The sequence below is a fragment of the Brevibacillus brevis NBRC 100599 genome, assembly GCF_000010165.1.
GTDB classification, from domain to species: Bacteria; Bacillota; Bacilli; order Brevibacillales; family Brevibacillaceae; genus Brevibacillus; species Brevibacillus brevis_D.
Genome location: NC_012491.1, coordinates 5,648,343 through 5,674,600, shown reverse-complemented (window position 1 = coordinate 5,674,600; position 26,258 = coordinate 5,648,343). Strand labels below are relative to the sequence as shown.

Below are 26,258 nucleotides of genomic sequence, written 5' to 3'. Positions count from 1 at the left end.
CGTGAGCAGCATTGATCGACTCGCTGAAATGTTTGTAAAGATGCACAACGAGAACCGTAACCCGCCGAGTACAGCTCCACGGGTCGGGACGGTTGTTTCTGTAACGCCTCTCAAAATTCAATATGGTGACAGCATTATCTTAGAGAGGCGGCACCTGATTATTGGCGAAAGTCTTATGCCCGGCTACAAGCGTACCATCGAATTAACGGACCTGCTGATGTCCGGACAGGATGAGAAGTGCCCAGCAACGATTTCATTTTATCGAAATGGTGGAAGTATACAGGAGCGCATCACAAAGCTGGCTGTCCCTATCACGGACAATCTCGATAGTCCAGAAAATAAGATCAAGGCAACCATCACGTATACCGATGGGCTGAAAGTAGGCGATCAAGTTATTTTGCAGCCAGACGAATCACTGAAACTGTGGTTTGTCAAAGATCGTGTATGGAAGGAGCCGGATGAATGAGTTTACCTCAGATCACTCAACTAAAATTGCCAGAAACTCATATCACCCAGCAGACAAAGCCCAAGAACGTACACAAAACGTTCTTATGGGATTTCGATGCGGGTGATTTTGTTTTAAAAGACGGGAAACTGATCGAGGTAACGGGTCTGGAATACTTGAAGGTCTGGATAGAGAAAACACTTCGAACCGTTAAAAACAGTTTGATCTACCAGGGAACAGGCTACGGCAGCGAGCATCATGTACTGATTGGACAGAACTTCCATCCCGACTTTTCCAAGGCTGAGTATGAGCGAATGATACGAGAGGCGTTGTTACAAAATGATGCCATTACGCGGGTGGATGGCTTTTCGTTTTCGCACGAAGGCTCTCGGTTAGTAATCGGTTTTGAAGTATCAAGCATTTACGGCACGCTAGAAAAGGCGGTGTTGATTTAGTGGCATTCAAAGAAGAACATCTCGCTATGTTATTGGCAGCAGTACCGGACAAATATGACAAACTCCCCGGGAGCTTTATCTTTGATGCACTTGCCCCTGTAGCCGAAAAGATGGCCAAACAAGATGACAGGATTGAGGAAGTCGAAGACAAACTTAGTATCGATAATTTGTCAGGAGCCGAATTGACACAACGGGTTAGGGAAAGGACGGGACAGGAACGTAGGGCGGGCACTCGCTCCAAAGGAAGTGTTACTGTCACAGGGACAGGTACGATCCGGATAGGAGACTTGTTCGAGACACCAAGCGGCACACAGTTTCGATCTACGGAATCAAAGGATATTACAAGTAGCGGGATGGTCATGATTGAAGCATTGATAGAAGGGCCTTCTGGAAATGTACCTGCCAACACCATCACGTTGTTTCCGGTCACATTGTCAGGGTTTACTGCTGTCACAAATCCGAGTTCCACATCAGACGGTTTTGCAGAAGAATCAGACACAGACCTACGGAAAAGGTACTACGAGCACATTCGTACACCTGCATCGAGCGGGAACAAGGCTCATTTTCGCAATTGGGCAAAGGAAGTGGCGGGTGTCGGTGATGCACGAGTCATACCGTTGTGGGCAGGAAATAACACAGTGAAAGTGGTCATTATTGATAGTGACCGAAAACCTGCAAGCAATAATATCGTCGCTGCGGTGCAGAAGTACATCGACCCAGGTGCGAATGGAAAAGGAGAAGGAGCTGCTCCAATAGGAGCGTTTGCTACGGTGGCCAGCGCAACGGGTGTGACAATCGAAATACGAGTCACCGCTGTTTTAAATCCTGGATTCTCACAACAACAGGCTATAGACGGAATCACTTCAAAAATGACCCATTATCTAAGGGATGCTGCTTTTGTCGAGACGTTGGTTAGTTATGCAAAAGTAGGAGCTCTCATATTGGACACAGATGCCGTGGCGGACTATACGGGCCTCACCATCAACGGCGGAACGTCCAATATTCTTATCGGTAACACGGAAGTAGCGGTCTTAGGGACGGTGAGTGTAAATGTCTAAGGCAAATGAGATGCTGAAGCGCCTACAACCTCATCAACGTAACTCCTCCACATTTCGGGTGATTTTCGAAGCAGACGCTAAACAATTAGACAAGCAGGAAGCCAAGATTATCGATCTACAACAACAGTTGTCGGTAGATACAGCAACCTGGGCACTGGACTATTACGAAAAGGAGCTCGGACTAGCCGCCAATAAACATAAACAAATTTCCGAACGCCGGGCTGCCATCAAGTCGAAAATGCGGAGCCAGGGCAAAGTATCCTTGGCACTCTTGCAAGCGATTCTTGATGCATATACAGATGGTCAAGGAACAGTCACCTATGATGGATCACTTCGGTTTATTATTCGAAAACTGGATGGCCTCAAACTGTCTGATATCCGAGCGGCCATCGAAGAAACAAAGCCAGCTTATATCGGTGCAGAATTCTTGCTCTCTCCAGAAGCTCCGACCATCATTATAAAGTTGCGGAATGCTTCTTTCCAAGTGGACTACTTTGTGTGCAATACTTTTTATCCAAATGAAATTGTGGTGAATGCCCCGACCTTGCCTGTCTTTGTTGTACCAGGAATGCCGATGTTTACAGCCACGGAATAAGGAGGGAATCAGATGCCTATTGGAACAAAACATATATTACGTGACGGCGGTCTACTTCCGGTCCCGCAATATTTCAATGTGACGAAGGATGAATTTCAGGAAATTCAGGGTAATAAAGGCGCTATGTTCGTGCAACTTCGCGGCTTATCTGCAAAAGAGCCTTTTAGCGGTGCCACAGATACTACCCAAATTTTCACTGAGCCCATGTATGGGTTTGTTATCAAAAACGATGGAACGAGCGATTTGACCTTCACCATTAACACGCACACCTTTACAGTCAAAGAAGGAGAAGTGTTCGAAGAATCTTTCGAACCGTTTACACAAGTGATCATCAAAACAACTTCTCCATTTCGTGCATACGGAAAAGGGTGATTAGATGGCGTTAAAAGTGGAACCAGCCTTTTTGGAATTCATACGCAATGCGGTGAGTGCAAAAGTAGTCAATGCCATCATCACCGTAGATGGAAAATCGGATATTCGCCCGATTACACAAACGAAGCACCTTACCAGCGCACAGAAAACGGTTGTGCAGTTATACGTCTACCTAGACGCCTTGGATGCAGCAGGGACCATCACAGAAGCAAAGTTAGTCGATGCAAGTGGAACGGCAATGATTACTTCCGACGCCAATATTACCTCTCATGAAACGGGCGTCTTACTATTGTTCGAAATACCGTTTGAAGTAGGAGTGGTGTAGGATGCCATACGAACGTCAATTTTGGGCTGATCGACTTGTTAATCCAGAAACAGGTGAAACGATTCAGGAGGGCACCCGTTACACAGCGAGGCGCATGAATCACATAGAGGAAGGCATTAAGGGTATCGACGACATCGTAATCAAAATGGAAAACCGAATTCTCCATTTGCACGCCAAGATCACAACAGGTGACAGGACCGCCGGAAATAATGGGATTTTCGTCGACACATTTGACGGCATCCAGGATGCGGTCATTTCCTTGGATAAGACGAGAACAACCATCCAGTCGATCTCCGGAACGAACGTTACCGTTGCATCGGTGGCAGGATTTGCAGTTGGGCAAGAGGTGACGTTAGCATCTGTCAACAATCAGGAGGAGCGTATCATCACCGCAATTAATGCGTTGACCCAAGTCATTACATTAAACGCGGCTCCCACAGCAACTTATTCTTCCAATGCCATCCTTGCAAGGTCAACGGTGGAGATTGATACGGTGGCAAAACGCATGAGGCGAGGGTCGATTGATACCTATAGCGTGAGAATAGCCGTAACGTAAGAAAGGAGGCGGTTAGATGGCTAGTAAATCAACCGTTGTGAGCATACCTGAGTCTACATCGCAAAGCCGGTCACAAAAGATAACTATTCCGAATCTACGGCGTGTTGTGTCAGTCGCGGTCAATACGGGCAAAGTTACACACTCTGTCAATGGCAGCGAAGTGACGGTCAATGTCAGCGATGGTTCATATACCCGATATACCACATCCAGCGTGCCGAACACAAAAACCGTATCGGAGACTCGTACAAGCAGTACAGATAGTTTTCAGTCTTCGATCAGTTACAACGATGGAACTTATAGCGGCACCTTGTCTAAATCAGGCGGATCAACTCCCTATGTAGTCAGCGGTAGCCCTCCTGGTCAAAAAACAGTATCAGCTTCTCGCGATTCTTGGTACGACTATGGCGGGTCTTGTAGCGGAGCGCAAAGCGGCGCATTGTCGGCGTTACCATCCTCCATACCTTATTCAGACGGGGAAGGATACACTGGCACTTTGCAACGCACCGGGTCATCAGCGGGAAGATGTCAACTTTTAAATGACGAGGGTGGCGGTGAAAAAACATATGGCGCCTCTGCAACAGGCACCTATTCGGGTACGGTATCTAAGCCTGATACGCGAAAATACAACTACTCCCAAAGCTATTCCGGCACAGTGTATGGACCATCTTCGGTATCATATACCTACTACTACGCTTATACCGTAACCGTTACGTATGAGGACAACTTCGGCCAGACGCTCACACTCACTGCTCCAGCAAGCGGGGTCAAGTTGTCTGTGGGTAATACTTATGCGGTCACGGGCACCACATTGGACACTGATCCTGGTGATATCGTATCCGTCTATGTACGTGTCAACAAAGGCACTCCCTATCGTATCCTGCAAGCATCTGCGGACGGCGTAAATCCACTCGCTTTTAGTAAAACGTTCACCTTTGCGGGCGGGGCCATTAAGGATGGTACGACAGCCGTTTCTGGGCTACTGGATGAGGGAACAACTCACCTGTTAGAAGTATGGTCAGAAGACAACAAGGGCGGTACTTCCATCATTGCAGAACGCACCTTTACCGTAGCTTTGAATCGCCCTCCGACACTTACACATTCATTTGTCTCTAACAATGATAATTTGTCGGATGATTCCCCCATTACAATCAAAGGGACGGTTTCCGATCCAGATGGACAAGCAGTAGCAATGAAGTATCGCATGAACGGCGGTGCAGATGTCCCCATATCGATCAGCGGTGGCGCGTGGTCGATCACCATTACACCAAAGCAGATGGTTGCCGGAGCGAACAGTCTCGTCATAACAGCAGCAGACTCGTTAGGAGCAACAACAGTCCTCACGTTTTCCTTGACCCGTTCGGTGACAAAAACACGCCTCAAAACAGCCCATGCACGCTACAAGCTATCTCCTCAATCCACGACAGCCAAAGAAGTCCTAGCTTGGTTCCAACATGAAACGGGAGATTTGAATGTGGACGGAGCTCTTTCTATCGTGGCGGCTGGCGCTGCCGAATCCTATAAGGCCATGACAAAAACGACTGCCCCTGTTATCACGGGGATCGTGGAAACAGAGTTCATCGGAACGTATGCCACTGGTAACGCTCAACTCCATTTGAAATTGACGTTGTCCAGTAATGACGCAAACTCAACAGCGGCAGCATCGAGTTTATCGGGGGCGATCAAAGCATGAGATACCGGAAGCGTAATCCTGATGGATCGCTAGGTGATTGGGTATACACACCAGCAGGGGAAGCAGAGAAAAAGCAGGATGAGGCTCTACAGAAAGAAATTGAAGCTTTGCGAAAAGAGAATGCAAAATTGAAAAAAGCACAAAAGGGTGGCGGTGAAAATGGCATGGTCTAGTCCTGCAACAGACAAGAAAAACAAAGACTTGATATTAGCTCAAGTCCGGGACTTCAAGAAAGGCAGACTTGTGGAGCCATTTAGTGATACAAATTCCTGGCTAAAAGCATACGGCGGCGGATCAGTGTCATTTAACAATGGCAAGCTGCAAATCACTTCGACAGGCACATCGATTGCCGCACGCCGAAACGTCCTCTTAAACTTGTCAGGTGCAAAGACCTTGAAGATTAGATTCTATGTAGACAATTTGACTGACATCTACGAGTTCCAGCTCTATTTGGCTCATGATACTGGCTATGCCGAATTTTTGGGCTACACCGTGCGAGGATGGCGGATGGCGCAGGGGTGGAATGAGCATATCATCGACGTCAGCAAGCTGGAGCCCGTTGGAGCCGCAAGCCTTACCCGGGATATCGTCTCTATGCAAATCCGGATTAAGTCCAACGATAACACTACGGCTTCGATCATTTTTGATTCGATCATTCGAGATGAATCGCAGCGCGGTAAGGTAATTTTCATGTTTGACGATGGTTGGTCTTCACAGTACACCGAAGCGTTCAAGTACATGGGAAAATATAATCTACCAGGTGTCATTGCCGTCATTCCGTCGCACGTAGGGTGGTCTGGCTATTGCACGCTACAACAGCTAAAAGAAATGTACGCTTATGGCTGGGACATGGCCAACCATACGATGAACCACACGACGCTCAAAGACCTGAAAGATACTGCGGAAATCGAGAAAGAGGTAACGGACGCTGAAAAATGGCTGAATGCAAACGGATTTCCTCGAGCATCGAATATTTTGGCGTATCCATATGGCGCGTATGACGCAAGGGTGCTGCAAGTGATGCAATCTCGCAGAGCGGGTCGCACTGTCCAAGAGGATACAGCGACCACACCGCCACCGGATAAACGGACGATCAAGATTCGGAATGTTGAGCATACGATTACACCCGCCACACTAAAAGGTCACATTGATGATGCGGCAAAGGTTGGGGGCGTATGTTTGTTCATGTTCCACAAGATCGTTAGTGGTGAAGCCTCGTCCAGTATCGAGTACAACGTAAGCAACTTCCAAGAGGTTGTTGATTACGCATATTCCCGGCGAAATGACATCGATACAGTGACAATGAGCGAATGGCTGGACAGTTGTGGGTTGTAAAACGAATAGAGTTTTTAGGGGAGCTGCTAACGCGGCTCCTTTTACTTTTGCCCCAAGGGGGTGAGGAGGAAAATCTCATGTCAAACAATGAGATGCAGGTACTATCTGATATCAGAGAGCGGATTGTCCGAGTAGAGACAAAACTGGACTCTATGACTGATGTTCGTGTTACAGCGGAAGAGGCGAAAGAGAAAGCGAATGAAGCACTACAATACGGGAAATCAGCACATCATCGATTGAATGAAGTTGCTGATAATCAAAAATGGCTCTGGCGTACGGTAATTGGTGCGCTGATTGCTGGAGCAATAGCGTTGCTGTGGAAGGGGATGAACTAAATGAAAGAAACGGACCTGTTGGCATTGGTCAGCCAATACCTACTGGATGAAATTTTGATTGTTGTAGTCGCACTGTTGTTGATTGGAACGATGCTCAAGAAAACGCCACGGGTAGCTGACTGGTTAATTCCTTGGCTTTTGACTGTAAGCGGTGTTGGACTAGCTTGGGGAGTGATGGGAGCAATAAGTGTGCAAGCGACGATTCAGGGCATTCTCGCTGCTGGGATCGCAACACTGGGGCACCAGTTGTGGAAGCAGACATTTGTAAAAAGGGAAGGTGATCAATAATGACCCAGCAAGAGTTTATCGCAAAAATCGCGCCTGCAGCTGTTGCCGATATGAAAAAGACACGGGTACCAGCCTCGCTGACCATTGCCCAGGCGATCTTGGAAAGCAATTGGGGAAAAAGTGGATTAACCATCAATGCCAACAACCTGTTTGGTATCAAAGGAACCGGCACCGCGGGCAGCGTTAACATGCCGACTACGGAGTATGTAGGATCGACCCCAATTAAAACAAGCGCGGAATTCCGGAAATACAATAACTTGGCCGAATCGATTGCCGATCACTCAGCCCTTATCCTGAACGGTACAAGGGACAAACCTACTCGATACCATGGCGTCCTTGGGGCTGATTACAAGATAGCCTGCCAGAAGATCAAAGAAGGCGGGTATGCGACTGATCCGACCTATCCACAGAAACTGATCAACTTGATCGAAACGTATAACCTTCACCAGTATGATGTCGATAAGTCTGGCAACTCTGTGGATAAGAAACAACCAGAATTAAAGCTGGAGCTGGAGCAATGGGAACGAGAAGCTGGCTTGAAGGCGATTGACAGCCTTGCTGCCAAGGGACTGTTAAATGATCCTGCTGTTTGGAAGCAGCGTTTAGCTGACGATCCAGCAGGTATGTTGACTGAATTGCCCTGGCTTATGTTTACACTTTTAGATCGTATGATGAATAGATAATCAATGGATAATTGATAGTAATAGGGTGGGGAATGAACTTAAGTAGACTAGGTAAAATTGTTTAATGGACAATTTTGGAAGAAAAGGATAGACTGGGACTAGAGACTCATACACAAGTTCCCAGTCTATTATTCCAGATTAAGTAATATAATCTGAATACACTTGGGTCCTTATCAGAAAAATGATGAAGGCGGGTTATTGATGTCATCCTTTGAAAATATACCTGATACTCTCATACGTTCTTATGCCCAATTACATAGTGTTAAGACAAGAGGAAGAGAAATTGAAGACATTTTAAAGGATTGTGTCGAAAAAGGACAAGGTGACCAACTGCTTCATTTAGAAAAGCAGTTTCAATTTGCTGGCTCACCTACTGGTCTTACTCTATGCAAACCTGATTCTAATTTTCCGGATAAATCAAAATCAGCAGAGGATTTTATTAAAGTATTAATTAATGAAAAGCATGTTTCTAAAGAAAATATAGGCCACGAATGGCAACCTGAACTGCGACAAGGAATACAAATATGTAGCGTTGTCCAAGAAGGCTCTGATGTGTTTATTAAGTTTGTCGAGGGTAAAAGAACTACACATAAATATAACTACGGGAAACGCCCAGCACTCTATGCTCACTTTACTTCGATAGTAATCCATTTCGGGGAACAGGTAATTGAAGTAAGGTGTGCACACACCTATAGAAAAACCTACGTTGAAATTGCTATGAAATTATTAGGCTTTGCCGAGCCATACAAGTGGCATTCGTGGACAACTGTAACGAAAGAAGAAGCAAAACTAATTTCTGCAATATTATCTGCTGATCTAGTTTCAACTGAAATAAACCTCCCCAGTACAGTTGGTTCTATCCGATTCACGGCGGATCGTAGCCAAAAAGGGGTTAACCTTAGAAATGATGAAACGTATAGAAAAATAGTAGCGGCAATCAAAGAACTAGATATACCTACTGACGACACAAATGACGAATCTTGCGAATTTGTTTATACTGATCCAACTACCAGCATAAAAATGCCAGTTTCTTTCGAAATAAACATTAGGCAGGGTGGCTTTAAATTTTTAAAGTCAGTAACTGAAGGAATTATTACCACCGTTATAGAAGCATTTATTCATGTTTGTTTCACGATGAAGCAAACCACAATAAACGAAGCTGCAACAGGTGAAGCAACAGTAGTTAATAACGAGTAAATTTAGGAGGTGGATATCATATGGCTGCGATACCATACAGAGAAATTACCGCATTGCTTGAAAGATGGGCCTCCAATGATATTCCGATCGTTAATTTTACAGTTAATAACGTACTTGCTGAACTTGGTCTTAGTGGAGTGCTTCATTACGATGTATTAAAGTATCTTAGCAGAATGAATGGATTTGAGTTAATTTCTAAAAAAATGCTTTTATGCCCCAATGGTCATAAAGGTCGAACGTTTCCTTTAGACACACCGATAGATGAAGAACAACTGTTTGAATGCTGGTGTAGCGAGCAATATTACTTTGATCCCGATTTTGCGATTATTGTTTTCAGTTTCACCGAAGACTTCATATCGCAATCTCGCGAAAAAAAAAAGTCCATGTGTGAATTTGCCTACTGTTGTGAATCATATCATCGAAGATAAAGAACCTTCTCTTAGGATCTTGAAACAATTAGGGTTTATTAATATCGAAAAGGCGGTTGTTTATGTGAACGATAACAGTGTAAAAATTGGCGACCGAAATAGTATTAATCAATCACAAGTAAATACTGGTTCTCAAGCTTCCCTTTCTGGAGTATGGGGCCATGAAGATCAAGATAAAATCCAGCAGTTTATTGAAGCCATTCGAAGTAACTCTTCACTAAAGCCAGAAGACGCTGCTGATGCAATCGATACTATTACTGATTTGAAGGAAAAGAAAGAAGGGGATACCTTGCGTCCTTCTTATTTAAAGAGAATGTGGGATTCTCTTCCGGAAGGCGTTAAACTTTTGAATGGTGCAATGGATATATTCAAGCGCTTTGGTGGAGAAGCTTAGTCCTCCTATATAAGGGGGACTTTTTGTATCGTTGCCCGCTACCCTCACGTCACAGGCTACGACTGACCAACGATCCATCAACAAAAAGAGTCCTCCTTCGGAATTACATCCACGGGAGGGATTTTCTATTTTATGGAACAATTGTATGATTGAGAAAAGCGAGGTGATAGAATGTTCAACCACATTCTAAAGGATATTGGTGAACGCGGCACCGCACTGAGTTTTGATCTTGGAGAAAGACCCCAATTTCTATTTACTGGTCCTGAGTGGAAGATGGAAGACGGAATGAAGCTTGATGCGGTCCAGGTTGGGTTATGAAAACTTCAGGTCCTGATTGGGAAGGTGTAAAATTTGATGGTGGTCCCGGTTGGCAGCTAAAAGTATCCGACCCTGATTGGAACCTGAGCCTGGACGGCGGTGTTGGTTGGCAAATGTACGGACCACCAGAATGGGGATGTAGTTCACTCGTAGTTGGACCACCTGACGGCTGGAGAATAACTGTGCTGCCCCACTAAAAAGTCGGGCTTTATTTGTAATCTCTAACTTTTTCTCTTCTGTAAAAAAAGACTTTTTCATATGAGAATATTCAAAGTTAAAGTATATAACTAAAAAAGTAAATGAAATATCCTTTTGTTAATGGAGTGGTAAGTATGAACGAAATACCTTTCTTATCAATTTTTGCTAGAGATTATCCCTTAATTATGATCATTGTCTTTGGGGTATTCCTGATTTCGACAGTTGTAAAGCTAATCAAAGCATTCATTAGATATGTAAAAAAGTCTGACTTCGATAAAATATTCGATACAAAGGATCAACAAAGTTGGGAAACCGGCTATAAACAGCTAATGTTTACACTGATACTGATTATTTTCTCGCATTTACTAGGTGGAGGAATAGCCATTTCAATAGCAGAAAATGACAACGATTCATATTTTTTAATTTTGCTTGGCGTGCTCATTATTATAACCTTATTAATTAGTTTCAGTATCATCATGGTCCATTTGGCTATAAGAAAGTTCGTGGCATTGTACTCAAAACTAATTCGTAAAGAAGAATATGAACTTGATTACAGCAAAAACAAACGATATTATAAATTTCTGCTTCTGACACACTTCGTTAGTGCTTACTTTTCCATATATTGCAGTTCAGCATTTACAACGTATCGTCTAATGATCAAAGAAACAGATTGGCTGTCTCTACTTGGCTCAATTTTGGCAAGCACACTTTTTGCTTTAGTCTATTTTCATTTTTCAATTCATTTGTATCGTGATGAATTTAAAATAGAGAATCCCGCCGGAAAGAATTCATATAAAATGATTATCCCACATATAGAAACAGTGCAAAATCAGCCACTTTTTGTTTTGTATTCCTTAGATTCAAATCGGATTGTTTTGGGCAATAAGCCAACTGAGATTGAAAGTAATCATCTTTACATTTACGACAGGGATAAACATAGATATCTTCTTTTCATGCGGCAAGAGAGCAAATGAAAAAAGCGCTATTAAGCGCTTTTTTTAAGGTTTTAGGAATCTAATAATCCCAAAAACTAAAGTACCTAAAGCAAGTGCCGTACCTATATACCAGAAGATTAATAGTAATTTTGCTTTTCCCACTGTATTCTCAACAAAATCTTCAGTTGTAACTTTATCTGATTTCACAGTATCACGTATACTCTGTAGTTGTGTCTGTCCGTGGCCGGGCAATAACGGATACCCCAACTATGAGCAAAATCGCGTACATTGACGGACGAGGCGAGGATTTATGGGACGCAATTGTCGCAAGAAACATGGAGGGCATAGTCGCAAAGCGTAAGGATGGGCGATACCATGCGGATAAACGTACAGACGATTTCACCAAGATCATCAACTATACGTATGTAGACGTCCAGATCGCAGGATACAGGAAAGGTGACTTTGGCTGGTTAGCATACTATAACGGTCGACCTGCAGGTGTCATTGAGCACGGCGTGCCACGTACGCATAAGAAGGCGTTTTATGGAGTGGCGAAACAGTTAATAACTGGTGAAGATCGTGAGTATGTTTATCTGCAGCCTCAAATTAAAGCACGCGTCAAAATGAGAAACTGGACAAAAAGCGGGATGCTGCGCTCACCAGTATTCGTCGATTTTATTCTAGCTGGCTAGAAAATAACCCGTCCCTGTTTTGAGGAGACGTTTTTTTTATTAGTACCTATTGTCAATACAGTTCAATAAAATAGGGGATAGCGAGTGCTATCCCCTGTGTAAATTAACGATATTTACTTTTCCTGCTCGTAATCCCATTTTCCTTTGTCGTCATTGTACTTTAGTTTGAAGATCAGCACCTCTCCATCTTCTCTGTTAAACGAGAAGGAGCCTTCTTTTAACTCTTCATCCAGAAGGATAACCGGAATGGAATCCCCCTTCTTCGTGTGCTGTTGCATGATCTCGTCCTGTACTTCAATGAAAGCATCTTTCACTTTTACCGAACGTTCCTCTTCTATTTTATCCATCAAAGGCGCTCTTCTGGTGAATTCGTTATAAATCCACTCTTGTCCCTTTTCGTCAGTCAAAGTTTTCATAGCTACTAAATCGTCGGACTTTGCTTCGATCCCCAATGCGCTAAGTGTTTTCATTTGATTTCCTTGTTCGAACTGCTCCACGTCTTCACTTGCGTATAGGCTGCTACCTGCGAAAATAGCGCCAGCTAAAACAACACCCGAAATTACTAGGTTGCGTTTTTTCATAACCTCAAATACCTCCTAAATGCTTTAGTTTTGGTATACCTTCTCGGACGTTCTCGTAACCTTGTCACCTGCCTTGTTGTAGGCGTAATGGGACGATGTGATTTTGGCATCCATCAAATATTTAGCAGATGCATCGTAATCGATAGATGCGTACCTTGTACCATTTTCGTAGTCCGCTTTCTCCATCTTTCCATTCACGTAGAAATAGGAATAGACGCGTACCTTCGCGAGTTCGCTTCCTTCTCCTTCCGTGTAAGCCCACATATAAGCAGATTTTCCGGTTATATCATGGATATTGGATGCATACATGTCTATTCCGAAGTCGTCACCGCTACCTAATGGAGCGGCATTGCTCTCCGCAGCTATTGCTATTGACGTAGATAGAGCGAGGACACCTAATACAGTTGAAAGAACAGCAGTTCTAAGAATCCGTTTCATACTAACCTCCAGATTATATCGCCAGATTATTGTAATTCTACCAAAATAAGTTAAAATGCAAAATAGGCAAAATATACCTATTTTATATGTTGATCGTATAGAGATTTGTAGTTTCTTCTGTAACACCTTAGTTTCTATTTTTTAGCATCATTTTTGATTGAATTAGCAGAATGTACTGATCTAATTTCTGGCTTAATTCTACGACTTCATCGTCCAACAAATCATTCTTCTCTAAATATAGTTGCTCCAGTTGTTCACGCAATTGTTCCACAATGTTTTTCAAGTGCTCTATATCGTGATAAGTTCCTCCTTCCCGATCTAAGGATTGCGTGATACATTTATTTATAGGAGCTCTAGCTGCTCCTCCTGTGGGCGTTCCGTTTACCTGGCAATGGGATGGAACGCCCTTTTCGTGTGCAATAGCTCCTATGGTATTCACCTCCTGTTTTTACATTTTTGTACATTAATTTATGTACATTTATTACTATAAACTAACATTCAGCAAAACGACCTTTGAAAAATTTTGAATGATAAAAAAAACACCCGAAAGGGTGTTTTACTACTACTTAACCTCCTGCACCGTGGGTATACGTAGTTACAATGTGATGACTACTAAGCACCTCCTGATGTTCTGGTACAACGATTCCGTGAGAAAGTCCGAACAAAACAGTAAGTAGAAGTATCATACTCCGCATTATTTATTTCTCCCTTCCAAAATGTTTTGGAATTCATCTATCTGCTGGTCAGAAGCACTATGTCTATATTTCCAGAACATAGCGACACAGCTTTGGAACTTTTCCTGCTCCATCATCTTACTCGCTAACGCAAGGCAGCGTAGTGTTTCTGTAATACCTTCTGCAACTCGCCCCTTATCGAGCTGATATATCGCCAAATGATACCGAAAATGAAGATGGCGGGTAAGACTAAAAGGGTCTTTATAATCTTGAAAGCAAGCAATTTCCTTAGAAAAACGCTCCACAATGTCATCTACAGATAGTCCGAATCGATTGGCTGTCTCCATAATGGTAAACATACCCGCTAAAATTTCAGGTGGGTTATTAGCAAGATGATTAACATACTCAGAAAGTAACTCTGTACGCCCCATTAATAAATTCAGAGTGTAATTATTCGCTTTCGCCCATCCACGAAACTTTTCAATTTCCATTTCAGCTAGATCATCACGGAATTCAAACCAGCCCAGCTCAGCATACGCTTGTACATAAGAAATGGCTTCTTCATACCGCTCTTGTAATTGTAAAGCGAGTCCCTTTAGTAAGAAGCCCTGTCCATAATACACGACAAGATGGCGCTCTGTTTCAAGTATTCCCCTCACTCCATCAATTTCCCATCTTTGTATTTCTTCATTATAGATCACGGTTGCTAACTCTTTTAGTTCATCTGCATATCGCTCTACCTCCTTCCAGTTATGGAGCGTAAAGCACACATTTGCTAATTGTAGTAACGCATCTAATTGATAATTTTCAGGCAACCTGTTTCGATAAGGGTGAAAACAGATGACAGCCTTCCACTTTTTCTCTGAATCAGCTCCCCCTTGCACTGCACGGAAAAGCCTATACTGAGACATTACAAAACGATCACAATGGCTGTCTTTTTCCGATTCAATAACAAGTTGATAAAACGGGATTGACTCCTGTCGCTTCCCATTTGTAAAAAGCTTCTCAGCCACGGAAAACAGGATGGACAGGTTTTTCTGATTATCCAAAAGTATAGGGACAATTAACTCGATACAATCCTGCCTGCCTATTTCTGCACATCGAACCAGATAGGGAACAACTCGTGAACGAGACACTTTTCCCTCGACGATACATTCCGTTACATACAGATCATAAAGCCATCCAGGGGCTTGATTAAAAGCTACAGCAAGTGCATCCAGATGACCAATCGTCATAGCCCGAGAAGGAGTTCGATTAAAAATATCGCTCAGTACTCCCTGATTAATACCTGTTATCTCGCCAAGTTTAGTCAGTGTGTAACCACGCTCTTTTAGGTGATGCTCAACTTCTGAACGTAACGATCGTTGAACTGTCTTGCCTTGCCCCATATTAAACCTACTCCTCCTTAGCAAAAAAAAAAAGAAACATCAAACTCCCTATATTTTACAAAAAGAGTTACCGAATGTAAATATTTGGTAACTAGGACTATCGTCCTGCATGATTTGTTCATTTCGAGTACACCCTGTATCAACAATGGTTGGAAGTCCAAAAAACGATGTACCAGATTTTCACCAAGGAAGAACGGCAAAATAGCAAAATACATTGAAAAATTTGTGAAGGCGGAGTAAGGATTACAGAAAGGCAATGAGTTCCTTCATTAAATATGCAATAAATGCCTCGATTGATATGACCGAGGCATATTTATGATAATTTTAGTATTCATGATTGGTTGTTTGTGGAGCAGGCAAAACAGAGCTATTATTCCCTTCAGTTACAGAAGCACTTGCTGCAGGTGGTCGCGTTTTGATTGCAACACCTCGAAAAGACGTCGTGTTGGAGCTGGCTCCGAGGATTCAGCGAGTTTTTCCAGGGGCTAAAGTGATTGCCGTCCACGGTTCGAGCTCGGAAAAGTGGGAAGAGAGTGACATCACGATTGCGACCACGCATCAGGTTGTGCGCTTCCATCGGCGTTTTTTGCTGGTGGTTCTCGACGAGGCTGACGCGTTCCCTTATCATAATGATCCTATTTTGTATCGCGCTCTATCCAGAGCAGTGAAAAAGAATGGGAAGCTGCTTTATTTAAGCGCGACACCTCCGGGATATTTGCAAAAGCGGCTGGTTAGAAAAGGACGCTCAACCATAGGCTCGTCTGGGGCGATACCGCTTTTCTCTGATACACATGTTCTGTTACCTGGGCGCTATCATGGTGCTGCGCTTCCTGTCCCCAAGATTCTCACGGTACAAGGCTTACACAAGCGCGTTCAGACGAATCGAATCGTGGCACCATTTATTGATGCAGTGCGTACATCTCTGAATAAAGACCGACAAGTTTTTGTTTTTGTACCACGGGTTGATGAAATTGATAGGGTGCTATCATACCTTCGCAAGTGGCTTCCTGCTCATGTGGGGGAGATGGCTGGAGTTCATGCGGCAGACCCTATGCGGGAGGAGAAGGTACTCGCCTTTCGGGAAAAACGTTATACCGTCATGGTGACGACAACAATTCTGGAGCGGGGTGTGACCATACCAAAGAGTGACGTAGTAGTGGTTGGTGCGGAGGCGCCAGTATTTGACGAGGCGTCATTGGTGCAGATAGCAGGGAGAGTTGGGCGGTCAGTCGATGATACGACAGGTAGCGTTCTATTTTTACAAGCAGAACGATCTACTCCTCCAAAGCGGGCTGTCAGGCAGATTTCACAGATGAACAGTTTGGCTCAAAGGCTGGCGGAACAAAGGGGGCATTCATGACCAGTGGGGTGTGTGTCCGTTGTGGTGGGCGTATCCTAGCATTTCAAAAGGAATCGATCGCTCGAGAAAAAGCGCGACAGCTATCGGATCAGGCGGGGTATCCGGTCACCTATCGCATGTTAAAAGGGATTATGTTGTGTGGAGCTTGTCTTGATGCTTTACCGTTGATTGGGCATGATATTTGCCAACGGTGCGGGCGCGATAGGGAGTTGCAGACTAGTATCGGCAGTGAAGGGCTATGCAGGGATTGTGTTCATGGGGAAGATGGTAAAATATTGGTGGCAAATCGGAGTTTGCTTCGCTATGAAAAGGGAGAGAGGGATTTGCTCGGATTGTTTAAATACCGCGGTGACGAACGGCTAGCTTCATTTTACGGTACGCTTCTCGCCATTACAGTTCAGCGTTATTACAGATCTATGGGGTTTACCTGTATCACGACGGTTCCCCTACATCCACAGCGTTTGAGGGAACGCGGCTTCAATCAGGTTGACTTGCTGGCTCGTCATTTAGGAGCAGTAATCAAAATTCCTGTCAAACCGTTGCTTCTCCGGGCGAAGGACACCCCAAAGCTAAGCAAGCAAAAAGGGCGGGCAGCACGTCAGGAGAGTATGCGCGAAGCTTTTGTGTGGGATGGCCAGGATATACCCTCTGCTGCTAAAATCCTGCTCCTTGACGATATTTATACGACTGGCTCGACGCTGCGTTCGTGCGCGAGGACAATCAGAGAGTATTTGGGGCCAAGCTGTGATATGTATTCCTTGACAATATACCGATAGCCAGTTTGGAAAAATTAAGCTATGATGTAGGCATACAACGGATATGGAACCGTATGAACTTTCTGAACGGAAAAGGGGTTGTCCGATATGTCTATGGGCAAGTTGGCAAACTGCTCGCGGTGTGATGCTGTATTTGTACAAGCAGTCCGTGACATTTGCCCCAAATGCAATAAAGAAGTGGAACAAGAATATGAGGCATGTGCCCAGTATTTGCGTAAGCGCGAAAATCGCGGATCGAATATTCATCAAGTGAGCGAAGCCACTGGTGTGAGCGTGAAGCAAATCACGAAGTTTATCAAGGAAGGGCGCATTTCGGTTGCCGGAAGTCCCAACCTTGGCTATCCATGTGAGCGATGCGGTTTTTTGATTCGAGCAGGCAATATTTGCGAATCTTGTCTAAAAGGCTTGAAGCATGAAATTACGCAGCAACTCGAGGTAGAGCAACGATTGGACGAATTCCAACGCGCCGAACTGGCTAATGCAGCTTATCGAAGAAAGCAGAATAGTGACGAATAGTTTTGTGCAAAAAAACTAATCGTACATGATGAAATTGCCGATGATACTACTAAGAGGTGTCATCGGTTTTTTCTATGAAAAGACCGTTGGTATGAGAGGATGGTAATCAGATGCGGATTAATGAACCTAACCGTGTCGGGATGATCAATGCTTACAACAAGACAGGCAACAATCAGGTAGGCAAAAGCGGCAAAATCCCGATGGGCAAGGATGAAGTAAACATTTCCACAGAAGCGCTGGAAATGCAAAAGCAAGTAGAAGATGTCAACTCTCCGCAACGTCGGGAAAAGGTGGAGCAGTTGAAGAAGCAAGTAGAGGAAGGAAGATATCACGTCTCAAGTGAGCGGATCGCTGATAAGCTCCTGTCCTTTTGGAAAAAGCTGTAACACAGACCAAAAGAAGGCTTTTTGAACAGCCTCTTTGAATAGTTTTCGATGGAAGATGAGGAGAAGCAAGGAATGAACAGACTCTACGATCTGCTCGACAACTTGATCCAGTTGCACAAAGCCTTGTATACCTTAGCTATGCACAAGAAAGAAGTGCTGGTAAAAGGAAATGTGGATGAACTTATAGCCATTACACGCCAGGAGCAAAAACTGATCAAGGGCGTCACAGAAGCTGAAGCAGCCCGCCAGCAAGTCGTAAAAGAACTGACAGCACAGAAGGGCTTTGCGCTGCAAGAAGGCACACTGGCTGAATTGATCAAGTTGACGACCAGTGCGGAAGAGAAGATGCGACTCAACTCCTGTCGTAATGAGCTAAGCCGGATTGTGACTGAACTGCGCGATGCTAACAACCTGAATCAGCAGTTACTGGAGCAATCCCTTTCTTTTGTCAACATGACGCTCGACCTGATCACGGATACGCCCGAGGACGACTTCATCTACGGAAGGCCGACCTCGGATACGTATCGTCAGGCTAATCGAACTTTTTTCAACAAAAAAGCGTAAAGAGGTGTCGAAATGCGCTCTACTTTTCATGGAATTGAAGTCAGCAAACGCGGCTTGTTCGCTCAACAGTCCGCGCTAAATACAACGGGACACAATATCTCCAATGCGAATACGGAAGGCTACAGCCGCCAGCGCGTGAATATGCAGGCTACGACTGGTTTGCCTTATGTAGGGATGCAAGCGAGTATCGAGCCAGGGTTGCTCGGAACAGGGGTTCAAGCTACTAGTATCCAGCGTCTGCGGGAAGAGTTTTTGGATATTCAGTATCGGAATGAGTACAAACGCCAAGGTTACTGGGATGGTCGTTTGGAAACGTTGGAGAAATTGGAAGGCATCATGAACGAACCGTCTGACACTGGTTTGCAAAAGGTTATGGACCAAATGTGGCAAGCATGGCAGGACCTCGCCAAGGACCCTACTGATACATCAGCTCGCGCAGTTGTTCGGGAACGAAGCAAGGCAGTAGCGGATACGTTTAATACGCTGACCAATCATATTAAGGAAGTACAAACTGATCTCAATAACGTGGTCAATGTAAAATCGATGGAGATCAATTCATTGGGCCAACAGATTGCTAACTTGAACAATCAGATAGCTAACGTTGTACCACATGGCTATCAGCCAAATGATCTCTATGACCAGCGTGACGTGCTTTTGGACAAGCTCTCCAAGCTGGTGGAGGTACGTGCGACGCAGTCAACAGCCGGTATGGTTAATGTGACCATTGAAGGTCGTGAGTTTGTTACTGGAATTACATCGCAGCCGGTAGCTACTGTACAGAATCCAGCTACGGGCATGAGTGACATGACGTTAGGCGGAGCGGCGTTTGTGCCGACAACCGGCTACATGGCAGGAACCCTCCAATCCCGTGATCAGATCGTGCCGGGCATGCTGAAACGCTTGGATGTTTTGGCGGTGAATCTGACGAAGGAAATCAATGATCTGCACCGGGCAGGACGAAGCTTGAGTGATATTAACAATGGCACTGTACAGGATCTGCCTTTCTTTGTGGATGCGAATTCGCTGGCTGCTAATCCAGCATCCAAAAATTATCCAACGAGTGCGTCTGGGATTGTCATTAATCCAGAAATTATGAAGAGCTTGGATGCGATTGCGGCTGCACAAGAAGAAGCAGGAAGCACTCCTGTTGGAAATAACAAGAGCGCTCTGGCTATTGCTTCAATTAAGTTCAAGGTACTGGCTGCTGGCACTGGACCTAACGATTTGGCTGAAAGCTCTACGCTGGATAACTACTATCGCTACACAATCAGCCAATTGGGAGTTGACGCCCAGGAAGCCGAACGTAACCAATTGAACTCCGAGATGCTTGTAGGTACTGTGGACAGCCAACGTCAATCTGTATCTGGCGTATCGATTGATGATGAAATGGCAGAAATGGTGAAATACCAACATGCATACAGTGCTTCTGCTCGTGTTATGACAAGCATGGACGAAATTTTGGACAAAGTCATCAACGGCATGGGCCGAGTTGGCCTCTAATTAGGAGGGAATAATTTATGGCAGTACGTGTAACGCAGAATATGTTGAATAGTAATATGCTACGGAATCTGCATAATTCCATGCGAAACATGGATAAGCTGCAACATCAACTTGCGTCCGGTAGCAAAATTGAAAAGCCATCCGATGATCCTGTAGTTGCAGCGCGGGGGATGTTTTATCGGTCATCTTTAATGGAGAATGACCAATACAAACGGAATGTAGATGAAGCAAAATCGTGGATGGATATGACCGATGGTACCATGGATGAAGTAGGAAATGTCATGAAGCGTGTAAAGGAACTCCTGATTTATTCTGCGGACGGGGCTATTTCACCTGATGACTTGAAAACGATGGGGTCAGAGATTCAGGAATTAAAGAATCATTTAGGTACATTAGCCAATCAACAAATTAATGGTAAGTATATATTTGCTGGTACAGATACAAATAAAGCACCTTATGATTTAACGGCCAATGGTGGAAAAGGTGACTTCGTTAGTACGAATAGCTCTCCCATTAATTTGGAAGTGAGTCAAAATGTCTTTGTAACCTCGAATATTAATGCTCAAAACATTTTTAATTTCCCTGATAACGCAAACAATATGTTCAAAGCGCTAGATAATATCATTACTGAGCTTAACAATGGGAGAAGTGCAGCACAGTTTCAACCCGCTATTAATCAACAATATGATAAATTGCTGGCAGAAAGAGCTTCATTAGGTGCAAGTGTGAACCGCGTAGAACTAATTGCAGAACGCTTGAACACACAAGAGGTTGGTATCACGGGATTACTGTCAAAGAATGAAGATGCAGACATGGCGAAGGTAATGACAAATTTAAAAACACAAGAAAGTGTTCATTCTGCAGCGTTAGGATCTGGAGCTCGGATCATTCAACCATCATTGTTGGACTTCCTTCGCTAGATTGAAAATGAAGGAGAATGACCAATGCAAATTCCGCACATTCAAATGCAGAGTACGTTTGCTCGGTTAGGTTTGAACATTAGTAAACCTGTTCATGAAATAAAACAACCGCAAGCAGAGATGAATTTACGCCAAAAGCCGGCTACGCTTTCGATTGAGCAAGGTAGCATTATATTAAATATAGATTCGAGTCAGGCGCGTGCTAATATAGGCATCATGACCTCTGTAGAGTTTAGTGATAGCAGTGCTTCTTATGGAAAACAAAAGGCTCTCGAGGCTATCGCAGAAAAGAGTCAAGAGGGCGACCGATTAATGAAGATATATACAAAAGAGAATGCTATAGCGTCAATTGGACGAGAAAAAGGCTTACGGGCGTTGGAGGGGGGCTACACTCCTCCCGCAACGTCAATGGATGATGGAGTCGAAATTAATGTGGACCTCAAACCAACCGTGATTAACGTACAACGTAACGGGATGAGCATAGATCCTGTTACGAGACCTCCAGAGTTTTCGTATACAGCAGGCAAGGTAGAGCCATATATGATACAATATAATAGTCTGAAAATAGATGTGGTCGGCGGTCAACTGGATCAAAAGATGTAAGTGAGGGGAAAACATGGACACAAGTCAACAAGTGGAAATGGGTAAGCTATTTTTTGAAGATGGCATCCCGGGGTTTTCCCATCTGCAATTTTTTCAGTTGATGCAAGAAGAGGGAAATCCTTTTTTTCTGATTCAATCGACAGAAGAGATAGATGTAGGATTTTGGGTCATTGATCCCTTTGCCTTTTTCCCGGATTACAGTTTTGAGCTCTCGGAAGTAGCAAGAGAGGCATTGCGAGTGATGGAAGACTCTCAAATCGGTGTGTTTTCTATTGTTTCTATACGCGAAAACAATAAAGCTACAGTTAATCTAAAGGCACCAATTGTAGTAAATATGACAAATCGGATGGGCAGACAGGTCATTTTGCAGGAAGATACATACTCCATTCGTCAGCCATTGTTTGAGCAATGTGTTGTCGATCAAAAGTAGGTGGTGTTTACATGCTGGTCCTTTCTCGAAAGAAAAATGAATCGATCATGATCGGAGACACCATCGAGATTAAAATCATTTCTATTGATGGAGACCAGATTAAACTCGGAATCGACGCACCACGTAATTTGGATGTGTATCGGAAAGAGATATTTGATGCCATTCAGGAAGAAAATCGGTTGGCGATGAAGAGTCAAAGTGATTGGGCGTCTATGAAACAACTTTTTCAAACAAGTAAGGAAAAAAGAGATGATCAGTAGATCATCTTTTTTTTTTGCAAAAAAAGTAGAAAAAGCACTAAACACCCAGAAGCTACTAACCGATAATAATAATGTAGAGGCAAAGTCACGAGCGCGCGATTGTGATTCGTCTCAAATATAAGCAACAGTCACAGGGACGTGACTGTCGACAACTCAAGGAGGAACTTTACATGATTATCCAACACAATATGTCTGCTCAAAACACTCATCGTCAACTGGGTGTAAACACTGGCAACCTGTCTAAAAACGTTGAAAAATTGTCTTCCGGCTACCGCATCAACCGTGCGGCTGACGATGCTGCTGGTCTCTCCATCTCCGAGCGTATGCGTGCACAAGTTCGTGGTATGGAACAAGCTTCCCGCAACTCCCAAGACGGTATCTCTTTGATCCAAACTGCTGAAGGTGCTTTGCAAACTGTGAACAACATGCTCGTTCGTATTAAAGAACTGGCAACACAATCTGCAAACGGAACTTACACTGATACTGAAGACCGTGCTCGTATCCAAGAAGAAGTATCTGAACTGAGCAAAGAGGTTGACAACATCAAAGACAACACCAAATTCAACGGTATTTCTCTGCTGAATGGTAACGGCAGCAAAAATATCGATCTGCAAATTGGTCAAGAAAAAGCTCAAACACTGACTTTGGATGTTACTAAATTCGACCTTACAGCTGTTGCATCTGCAGTAAAAGCATATGCTCTTGGTACTCAATCTGGTGCAAAATCTGCACTGGGCGACGTTGAAGCTCAAATCAACAAAGTATCTGCTGCTCGTTCTTACCTGGGTGCGAACCAAAACCGTCTGGAAAACACTATCAACAACCTGAACATCACTTCTGAGAACCTGACTGCTGCTGAATCCCGTATCCGTGACGTTGATATGGCGAAAGAGCAAATGGCATTCACTAAGAATAACATTTTGACTCAAGCGTCCCAAGCAATGTTGGCACAAGCTAACCAATTGCCACAAGGCGTACTGCAATTGCTCCGTTAATCTATATTCAATTAAAAAGTATGAGCTTCTAACTAGAAGCTCATACTTTTTTTTGCCACTTTTATCCTGTAATTAAGCAACTAAAAGTTACCGATATATAAATGAGAGTAGTAAGGGAGGTAGTAAGAATATGAAAATACTATTGAGAGAACAAGAATTGATGATTGATATATCTAATATTGAGAATGCGAGCAATATTTTATCTGTCATTGACGCATTTGTAACAAAAAATAACTTAGTTTTTTGCGGCCTGAAAATTAACGGAGAAGAAATATATGATCATTTTGAAAATGTAATAATGAATAATCTAGATAGTATTAATACAATCGAGCCAATTGTAGTAACAGAAGAACAATTACATAAGGAAACACTAGGATCGATTCATGATTACACGGCACAAGCTCTTGCTATACTACCAAATTTGGTCAAGGAATTTTACGCTGGATCGCCAGCTGAGGAAACTTGGCTCCAACTTGGTCAGTTAATAGAGGGGCTGAAGTGGATTCAAACAGCATCAGAATATATTGTAACCATCAATAATGACCTTTCATTCGTCGGAGAATTAGAAAACCTGGATCAAGCAATTCGACAGGTGGATACGGTTATGATTGGTGACATTATTGAATATGAATTGATCCCACGCTTTGAGGTCATCCAAACAACTCTTGAAGGCAATGCGAGAAATGAGGGAGTCAAAGGATGATCCTCAATAATATTACTGTATTAAAGAGCAGGTATCCAAATGTTTGGGAAAAGTATAAGGATTCGATCATAAAAAGTAGAGATAAGGTTAGTGTAGAACAATCTAAAACAAATGATCTAGTAATTGCTATTACGAAGGAGTCTGGACTGAACTATATTCATAGTAAGTATAATCCAATACAAGAAGCAAACAGATTTATCGAATCAATTAAAGATATCGGTGAAAAGCATGTACTATTTTATGGTGTCGGGCTGGGCTATCATATCGACACATTTGTTGAAATGTACCCTGAAACAAGCTTTTCTATATATGAGCCTAATTTTGAGATATTTCAAGAATTGTTGCGGCACAAAAATCTAGAATTATGGTCTCCAGGAAAAAGAATGAAGAAAATAATGGTTGAAGAAAATCCGGATGATTGTAGAAATAACCTACTCTCTTTTACAAACCTTCTGAGTGAAGAGATTTACATAGCCATTTTACCTAGCTATGAACGGATATTTGCTGATGAAACCAAGAACTTTATGGATACCTTTCGTCAAGTCATATATGAGAGAAGGCAATCTATAAATACTGGTAAGCTTTTTGCCAAGAGAAAAATAATTAATGGTTTTCGAAATATCCCTTATATGATGAGCACTCCTGATTTCATGAGTAAGGAGTCAGAGGCCTTTAAAGGAAAACCGGCGATAATTGTCTCTGCAGGACCGTCTTTAAATGATGAGTATGAGAATTTACGATATATTAAATCCAATGGCTTAGCTTATATTTTTTCAGTAGGCTCTGCAGTTAATGCACTACTTAGTCAGGGAATAGAACCTGATGGAACATTTTCATATGACGGAAGTATTTTGAATCAAAAGGTATTTACTAACATTAAGAGTCAAGGAATTGATCAAGTTCCTCTGATTTTTGGTAGCACGATTGGTTTTGAAACAATAATGGATTATCCAGGAAAAATGGCGAATTTTTCGGTGGAAAGAGATAGTATAGTCAATTTATTTTTGAAACGAATCGATGGGGCACCTATTGAGCAAATTGGGTATTTTACAAGTGTTGCAACACTTGCTTTAGAAGTGCTACTCCGCAAGCAATTTTCACCTATTATCCTTGTAGGTCAAAATTTTGCTTACCGAGCAGATCTTAACTATGCAAAGGGAATAGATTATATTGATACTGCATTAAGTGATCAACAAAAAAATAATGCACTAAATGTGGTAGATGTAGAGGGAAATCTTACACTTAGTAGCCGGTTGCATATAGATATGAGAAAGGAAATGGAACAAGCAATTACAGCATTTCCTACTGCAAAAATTATGAATAGCAGTAAGGGCGGAGCTCACATAGAAGGGACCGTTTATAAGAGTCTGGAAGAAATAATTGAAACGAGTTTAATCACATCTAATGTAGTTGCTCATGATTGGTTTGAACAACTTGAGCATGACATTAAGTATGATCTAGAACATTTCAAGAAAACGGTTTTGGAAATGTCTCGTAGTGCCGAAGAGCTCTCTAAGATATTCAGGCGTTTTGAAGACATCATAACTGAAATGAAGCACTATATTACTACGCGAAATACGCCCCAGTTAGAAAAGCTGTTTAATGTATTTGACAAGATGTTTGATAGACTACAGAAGAATAAATATAATCTGGTAATCATTCAGCCAATGAATAATATTATCTTTCAATTAGTGATGAATGTATTCGAAGAAGTAAGATTTAGTCCTGATCCAGTTAGTAAAGCTAAGAAAGTAACAGATGAATTTGGCGATTATTTGAGAGTGTGCCAGGAGGACTTGCTCCTTACCAAAAAACTGCTGGAAGAGATGGACGACATTGTGTTGGAGAAGAGAAATTTAGTATAG

Annotated in this window: 38 protein-coding genes; 33 read left to right on the top strand and 5 right to left on the bottom strand. The window is 43.1% G+C overall.

The features are described 5' to 3' along the window. The first annotated feature begins 1 nt into the window (after position 1). The 20 genes from BBR47_RS26855 (at position 2) to BBR47_RS26780 (ending at position 12,299) form a co-directional block, all read left to right on the top strand. Positions 2-466 carry a DUF2577 domain-containing protein gene (locus tag BBR47_RS26855; RefSeq protein ID WP_041749438.1) on the top strand — a complete coding sequence of 155 codons (465 nt, stop codon included), beginning with the start codon at positions 2-4 and terminating at the stop codon, positions 464-466. After that, the gene (locus BBR47_RS26850; RefSeq protein ID WP_015891225.1) at positions 463-900 is read left to right on the top strand and encodes a DUF2634 domain-containing protein; all 438 of its coding nucleotides are present in this window, start codon (positions 463-465) and stop codon (positions 898-900) included. Before BBR47_RS26855 ends, BBR47_RS26850 begins: the two co-directional genes overlap by 4 nt. Beyond that, positions 900-1,958 carry a baseplate J/gp47 family protein gene (locus BBR47_RS26845; RefSeq protein ID WP_015891226.1) on the top strand — a complete coding sequence of 353 codons (1,059 nt, stop codon included), beginning with the start codon at positions 900-902 and terminating at the stop codon, positions 1,956-1,958. Before BBR47_RS26850 ends, BBR47_RS26845 begins: the two co-directional genes overlap by 1 nt. Next, positions 1,951-2,553 carry a putative phage tail protein gene (locus BBR47_RS26840; protein ID WP_015891227.1) on the top strand — a complete coding sequence of 201 codons (603 nt, stop codon included), beginning with the start codon at positions 1,951-1,953 and terminating at the stop codon, positions 2,551-2,553. Before BBR47_RS26845 ends, BBR47_RS26840 begins: the two co-directional genes overlap by 8 nt. Before the next feature lie 12 nt (positions 2,554-2,565). Then, entirely contained in the window at positions 2,566-2,925 is a 360-nt protein-coding gene (locus BBR47_RS26835) for a hypothetical protein (protein WP_015891228.1), read from the top strand. A 4-nt stretch (positions 2,926-2,929) separates the two neighbouring features. Beyond that, on the top strand, positions 2,930-3,250 hold the full coding sequence (locus tag BBR47_RS26830) for a hypothetical protein (RefSeq protein ID WP_015891229.1): 321 nt from the start codon (positions 2,930-2,932) through the stop codon (positions 3,248-3,250). A 1-nt stretch (position 3,251) separates the two neighbouring features. Beyond that, positions 3,252-3,806 (top strand): hypothetical protein, encoded by a 555-nt coding sequence (locus BBR47_RS26825; protein ID WP_015891230.1) that lies wholly within the window; start codon positions 3,252-3,254, stop codon positions 3,804-3,806. 16 nt (positions 3,807-3,822) lie between these two features. Then, positions 3,823-5,496 carry a hypothetical protein gene (locus BBR47_RS26820; RefSeq protein ID WP_015891231.1) on the top strand — a complete coding sequence of 558 codons (1,674 nt, stop codon included), beginning with the start codon at positions 3,823-3,825 and terminating at the stop codon, positions 5,494-5,496. Then, positions 5,493-5,669, top strand: coding sequence for a hypothetical protein (locus BBR47_RS31040; protein ID WP_015891232.1), 177 nt, complete (start codon positions 5,493-5,495; stop codon positions 5,667-5,669). The genes BBR47_RS26820 and BBR47_RS31040 overlap by 4 nt, the downstream gene beginning before the upstream one ends. Then, positions 5,656-6,831 (top strand): polysaccharide deacetylase family protein, encoded by a 1,176-nt coding sequence (locus BBR47_RS26815; protein ID WP_015891233.1) that lies wholly within the window; start codon positions 5,656-5,658, stop codon positions 6,829-6,831. Before BBR47_RS31040 ends, BBR47_RS26815 begins: the two co-directional genes overlap by 14 nt. A 77-nt stretch (positions 6,832-6,908) precedes the next feature. Further along, the gene (locus BBR47_RS26810; protein WP_015891234.1) at positions 6,909-7,166 is read left to right on the top strand and encodes a hemolysin XhlA family protein; all 258 of its coding nucleotides are present in this window, start codon (positions 6,909-6,911) and stop codon (positions 7,164-7,166) included. Further along, entirely contained in the window at positions 7,167-7,454 is a 288-nt protein-coding gene (locus BBR47_RS26805; RefSeq protein ID WP_015891235.1) for a phage holin family protein, read from the top strand. After that, positions 7,454-8,137, top strand: a complete 684-nt coding sequence (locus BBR47_RS26800) for a glycoside hydrolase family 73 protein (protein WP_015891236.1) — start codon at positions 7,454-7,456, stop codon at positions 8,135-8,137. Before BBR47_RS26805 ends, BBR47_RS26800 begins: the two co-directional genes overlap by 1 nt. A gap of 201 nt (positions 8,138-8,338) precedes the next feature. Further along, positions 8,339-9,334, top strand: a complete 996-nt coding sequence (locus BBR47_RS26795; RefSeq protein WP_015891237.1) for a hypothetical protein — start codon at positions 8,339-8,341, stop codon at positions 9,332-9,334. Positions 9,335-9,354: 20 nt separating this feature from the next. Beyond that, a complete protein-coding gene (locus BBR47_RS30690) occupies positions 9,355-9,762 on the top strand; it encodes a hypothetical protein (RefSeq protein ID WP_081437243.1) in 408 nt (135 codons plus the stop codon). Beyond that, a complete protein-coding gene (locus BBR47_RS30685) occupies positions 9,740-10,156 on the top strand; it encodes a hypothetical protein (protein ID WP_155801091.1) in 417 nt (138 codons plus the stop codon). The genes BBR47_RS30690 and BBR47_RS30685 overlap by 23 nt, the downstream gene beginning before the upstream one ends. 171 nt (positions 10,157-10,327) lie before the next feature. Further along, positions 10,328-10,474 (top strand): hypothetical protein, encoded by a 147-nt coding sequence (locus BBR47_RS31035; protein WP_155801092.1) that lies wholly within the window; start codon positions 10,328-10,330, stop codon positions 10,472-10,474. Then, a complete protein-coding gene (locus tag BBR47_RS31030; protein ID WP_155801093.1) occupies positions 10,471-10,671 on the top strand; it encodes a hypothetical protein in 201 nt (66 codons plus the stop codon). Before BBR47_RS31035 ends, BBR47_RS31030 begins: the two co-directional genes overlap by 4 nt. Positions 10,672-10,806: 135 nt before the next feature. Continuing rightward, a complete protein-coding gene (locus tag BBR47_RS26785) occupies positions 10,807-11,646 on the top strand; it encodes a hypothetical protein (protein ID WP_015891239.1) in 840 nt (279 codons plus the stop codon). 230 nt (positions 11,647-11,876) lie between these two features. Then, complete coding sequence (locus tag BBR47_RS26780) at positions 11,877-12,299, top strand: hypothetical protein (protein WP_197535039.1); 423 nt, start codon at positions 11,877-11,879, stop codon at positions 12,297-12,299. Positions 12,300-12,412: 113 nt separating this feature from the next. Here the strand turns inward: BBR47_RS26780 and BBR47_RS26775 are convergent, their stop codons facing one another. The 5 genes from BBR47_RS26775 to BBR47_RS26760 form a co-directional block, all read right to left on the bottom strand. After that, positions 12,413-12,880 carry a hypothetical protein gene (locus BBR47_RS26775; RefSeq protein ID WP_015891241.1) on the bottom strand — a complete coding sequence of 156 codons (468 nt, stop codon included), beginning with the start codon at positions 12,878-12,880 and terminating at the stop codon, positions 12,413-12,415. A gap of 24 nt (positions 12,881-12,904) precedes the next feature. Further along, positions 12,905-13,318, bottom strand: a complete 414-nt coding sequence (locus tag BBR47_RS26770) for a hypothetical protein (protein ID WP_015891242.1) — start codon at positions 13,316-13,318, stop codon at positions 12,905-12,907. A 127-nt stretch (positions 13,319-13,445) separates the two neighbouring features. Then, positions 13,446-13,757 (bottom strand): aspartyl-phosphate phosphatase Spo0E family protein, encoded by a 312-nt coding sequence (locus BBR47_RS26765; protein WP_015891243.1) that lies wholly within the window; start codon positions 13,755-13,757, stop codon positions 13,446-13,448. A 127-nt stretch (positions 13,758-13,884) separates the two neighbouring features. After that, positions 13,885-14,013: a hypothetical protein gene (locus tag BBR47_RS31855; protein ID WP_269446210.1), complete on the bottom strand. Its 129-nt coding sequence runs from the start codon at positions 14,011-14,013 to the stop codon at positions 13,885-13,887. Continuing rightward, positions 14,013-15,380 (bottom strand): helix-turn-helix domain-containing protein, encoded by a 1,368-nt coding sequence (locus tag BBR47_RS26760; protein ID WP_015893572.1) that lies wholly within the window; start codon positions 15,378-15,380, stop codon positions 14,013-14,015. The genes BBR47_RS31855 and BBR47_RS26760 overlap by 1 nt, the downstream gene beginning before the upstream one ends. Positions 15,381-15,717: 337 nt before the next feature. Between BBR47_RS26760 and BBR47_RS26755 the strand changes: the two genes are divergently transcribed. The 13 genes from BBR47_RS26755 to BBR47_RS26695 all read left to right on the top strand — a co-directional run bounded on the left by BBR47_RS26755 (position 15,718) and on the right by BBR47_RS26695 (position 26,258). After that, positions 15,718-16,740 carry a helicase-related protein gene (locus BBR47_RS26755; protein WP_050763846.1) on the top strand — a complete coding sequence of 341 codons (1,023 nt, stop codon included), beginning with the start codon at positions 15,718-15,720 and terminating at the stop codon, positions 16,738-16,740. After that, positions 16,737-17,516, top strand: coding sequence for a ComF family protein (locus BBR47_RS26750; protein ID WP_015893570.1), 780 nt, complete (start codon positions 16,737-16,739; stop codon positions 17,514-17,516). Before BBR47_RS26755 ends, BBR47_RS26750 begins: the two co-directional genes overlap by 4 nt. Positions 17,517-17,603: 87 nt before the next feature. Further along, positions 17,604-18,032, top strand: coding sequence for a TIGR03826 family flagellar region protein (locus BBR47_RS26745; protein WP_015893569.1), 429 nt, complete (start codon positions 17,604-17,606; stop codon positions 18,030-18,032). Positions 18,033-18,142: 110 nt separating this feature from the next. Then, on the top strand, positions 18,143-18,418 hold the full coding sequence (gene flgM / locus BBR47_RS26740; RefSeq protein WP_015893568.1) for a flagellar biosynthesis anti-sigma factor FlgM: 276 nt from the start codon (positions 18,143-18,145) through the stop codon (positions 18,416-18,418). 72 nt (positions 18,419-18,490) lie between these two features. Next, positions 18,491-18,982, top strand: coding sequence for a flagellar protein FlgN (locus BBR47_RS26735; RefSeq protein WP_015893567.1), 492 nt, complete (start codon positions 18,491-18,493; stop codon positions 18,980-18,982). Between the two features lie 12 nt (positions 18,983-18,994). Beyond that, a complete protein-coding gene (flgK, locus tag BBR47_RS26730) occupies positions 18,995-20,482 on the top strand; it encodes a flagellar hook-associated protein FlgK (protein ID WP_015893566.1) in 1,488 nt (495 codons plus the stop codon). A 17-nt stretch (positions 20,483-20,499) separates the two neighbouring features. After that, positions 20,500-21,402, top strand: a complete 903-nt coding sequence (gene flgL, locus BBR47_RS26725; protein WP_015893565.1) for a flagellar hook-associated protein FlgL — start codon at positions 20,500-20,502, stop codon at positions 21,400-21,402. Positions 21,403-21,426: 24 nt separating this feature from the next. After that, complete coding sequence (locus BBR47_RS26720; protein ID WP_015893564.1) at positions 21,427-22,005, top strand: DUF6470 family protein; 579 nt, start codon at positions 21,427-21,429, stop codon at positions 22,003-22,005. Positions 22,006-22,018: 13 nt separating this feature from the next. Next, positions 22,019-22,435, top strand: a complete 417-nt coding sequence (gene fliW, locus BBR47_RS26715; protein WP_015893563.1) for a flagellar assembly protein FliW — start codon at positions 22,019-22,021, stop codon at positions 22,433-22,435. A gap of 11 nt (positions 22,436-22,446) precedes the next feature. Then, positions 22,447-22,695, top strand: a complete 249-nt coding sequence (csrA, locus tag BBR47_RS26710) for a carbon storage regulator CsrA (RefSeq protein WP_015893562.1) — start codon at positions 22,447-22,449, stop codon at positions 22,693-22,695. A gap of 170 nt (positions 22,696-22,865) precedes the next feature. Next, a complete protein-coding gene (locus BBR47_RS26705; protein ID WP_015893561.1) occupies positions 22,866-23,690 on the top strand; it encodes a flagellin in 825 nt (274 codons plus the stop codon). 130 nt (positions 23,691-23,820) lie between these two features. After that, positions 23,821-24,393 (top strand): hypothetical protein, encoded by a 573-nt coding sequence (locus BBR47_RS26700; RefSeq protein ID WP_015893560.1) that lies wholly within the window; start codon positions 23,821-23,823, stop codon positions 24,391-24,393. After that, a complete protein-coding gene (locus BBR47_RS26695) occupies positions 24,390-26,258 on the top strand; it encodes a motility associated factor glycosyltransferase family protein (protein WP_015893559.1) in 1,869 nt (622 codons plus the stop codon). Before BBR47_RS26700 ends, BBR47_RS26695 begins: the two co-directional genes overlap by 4 nt.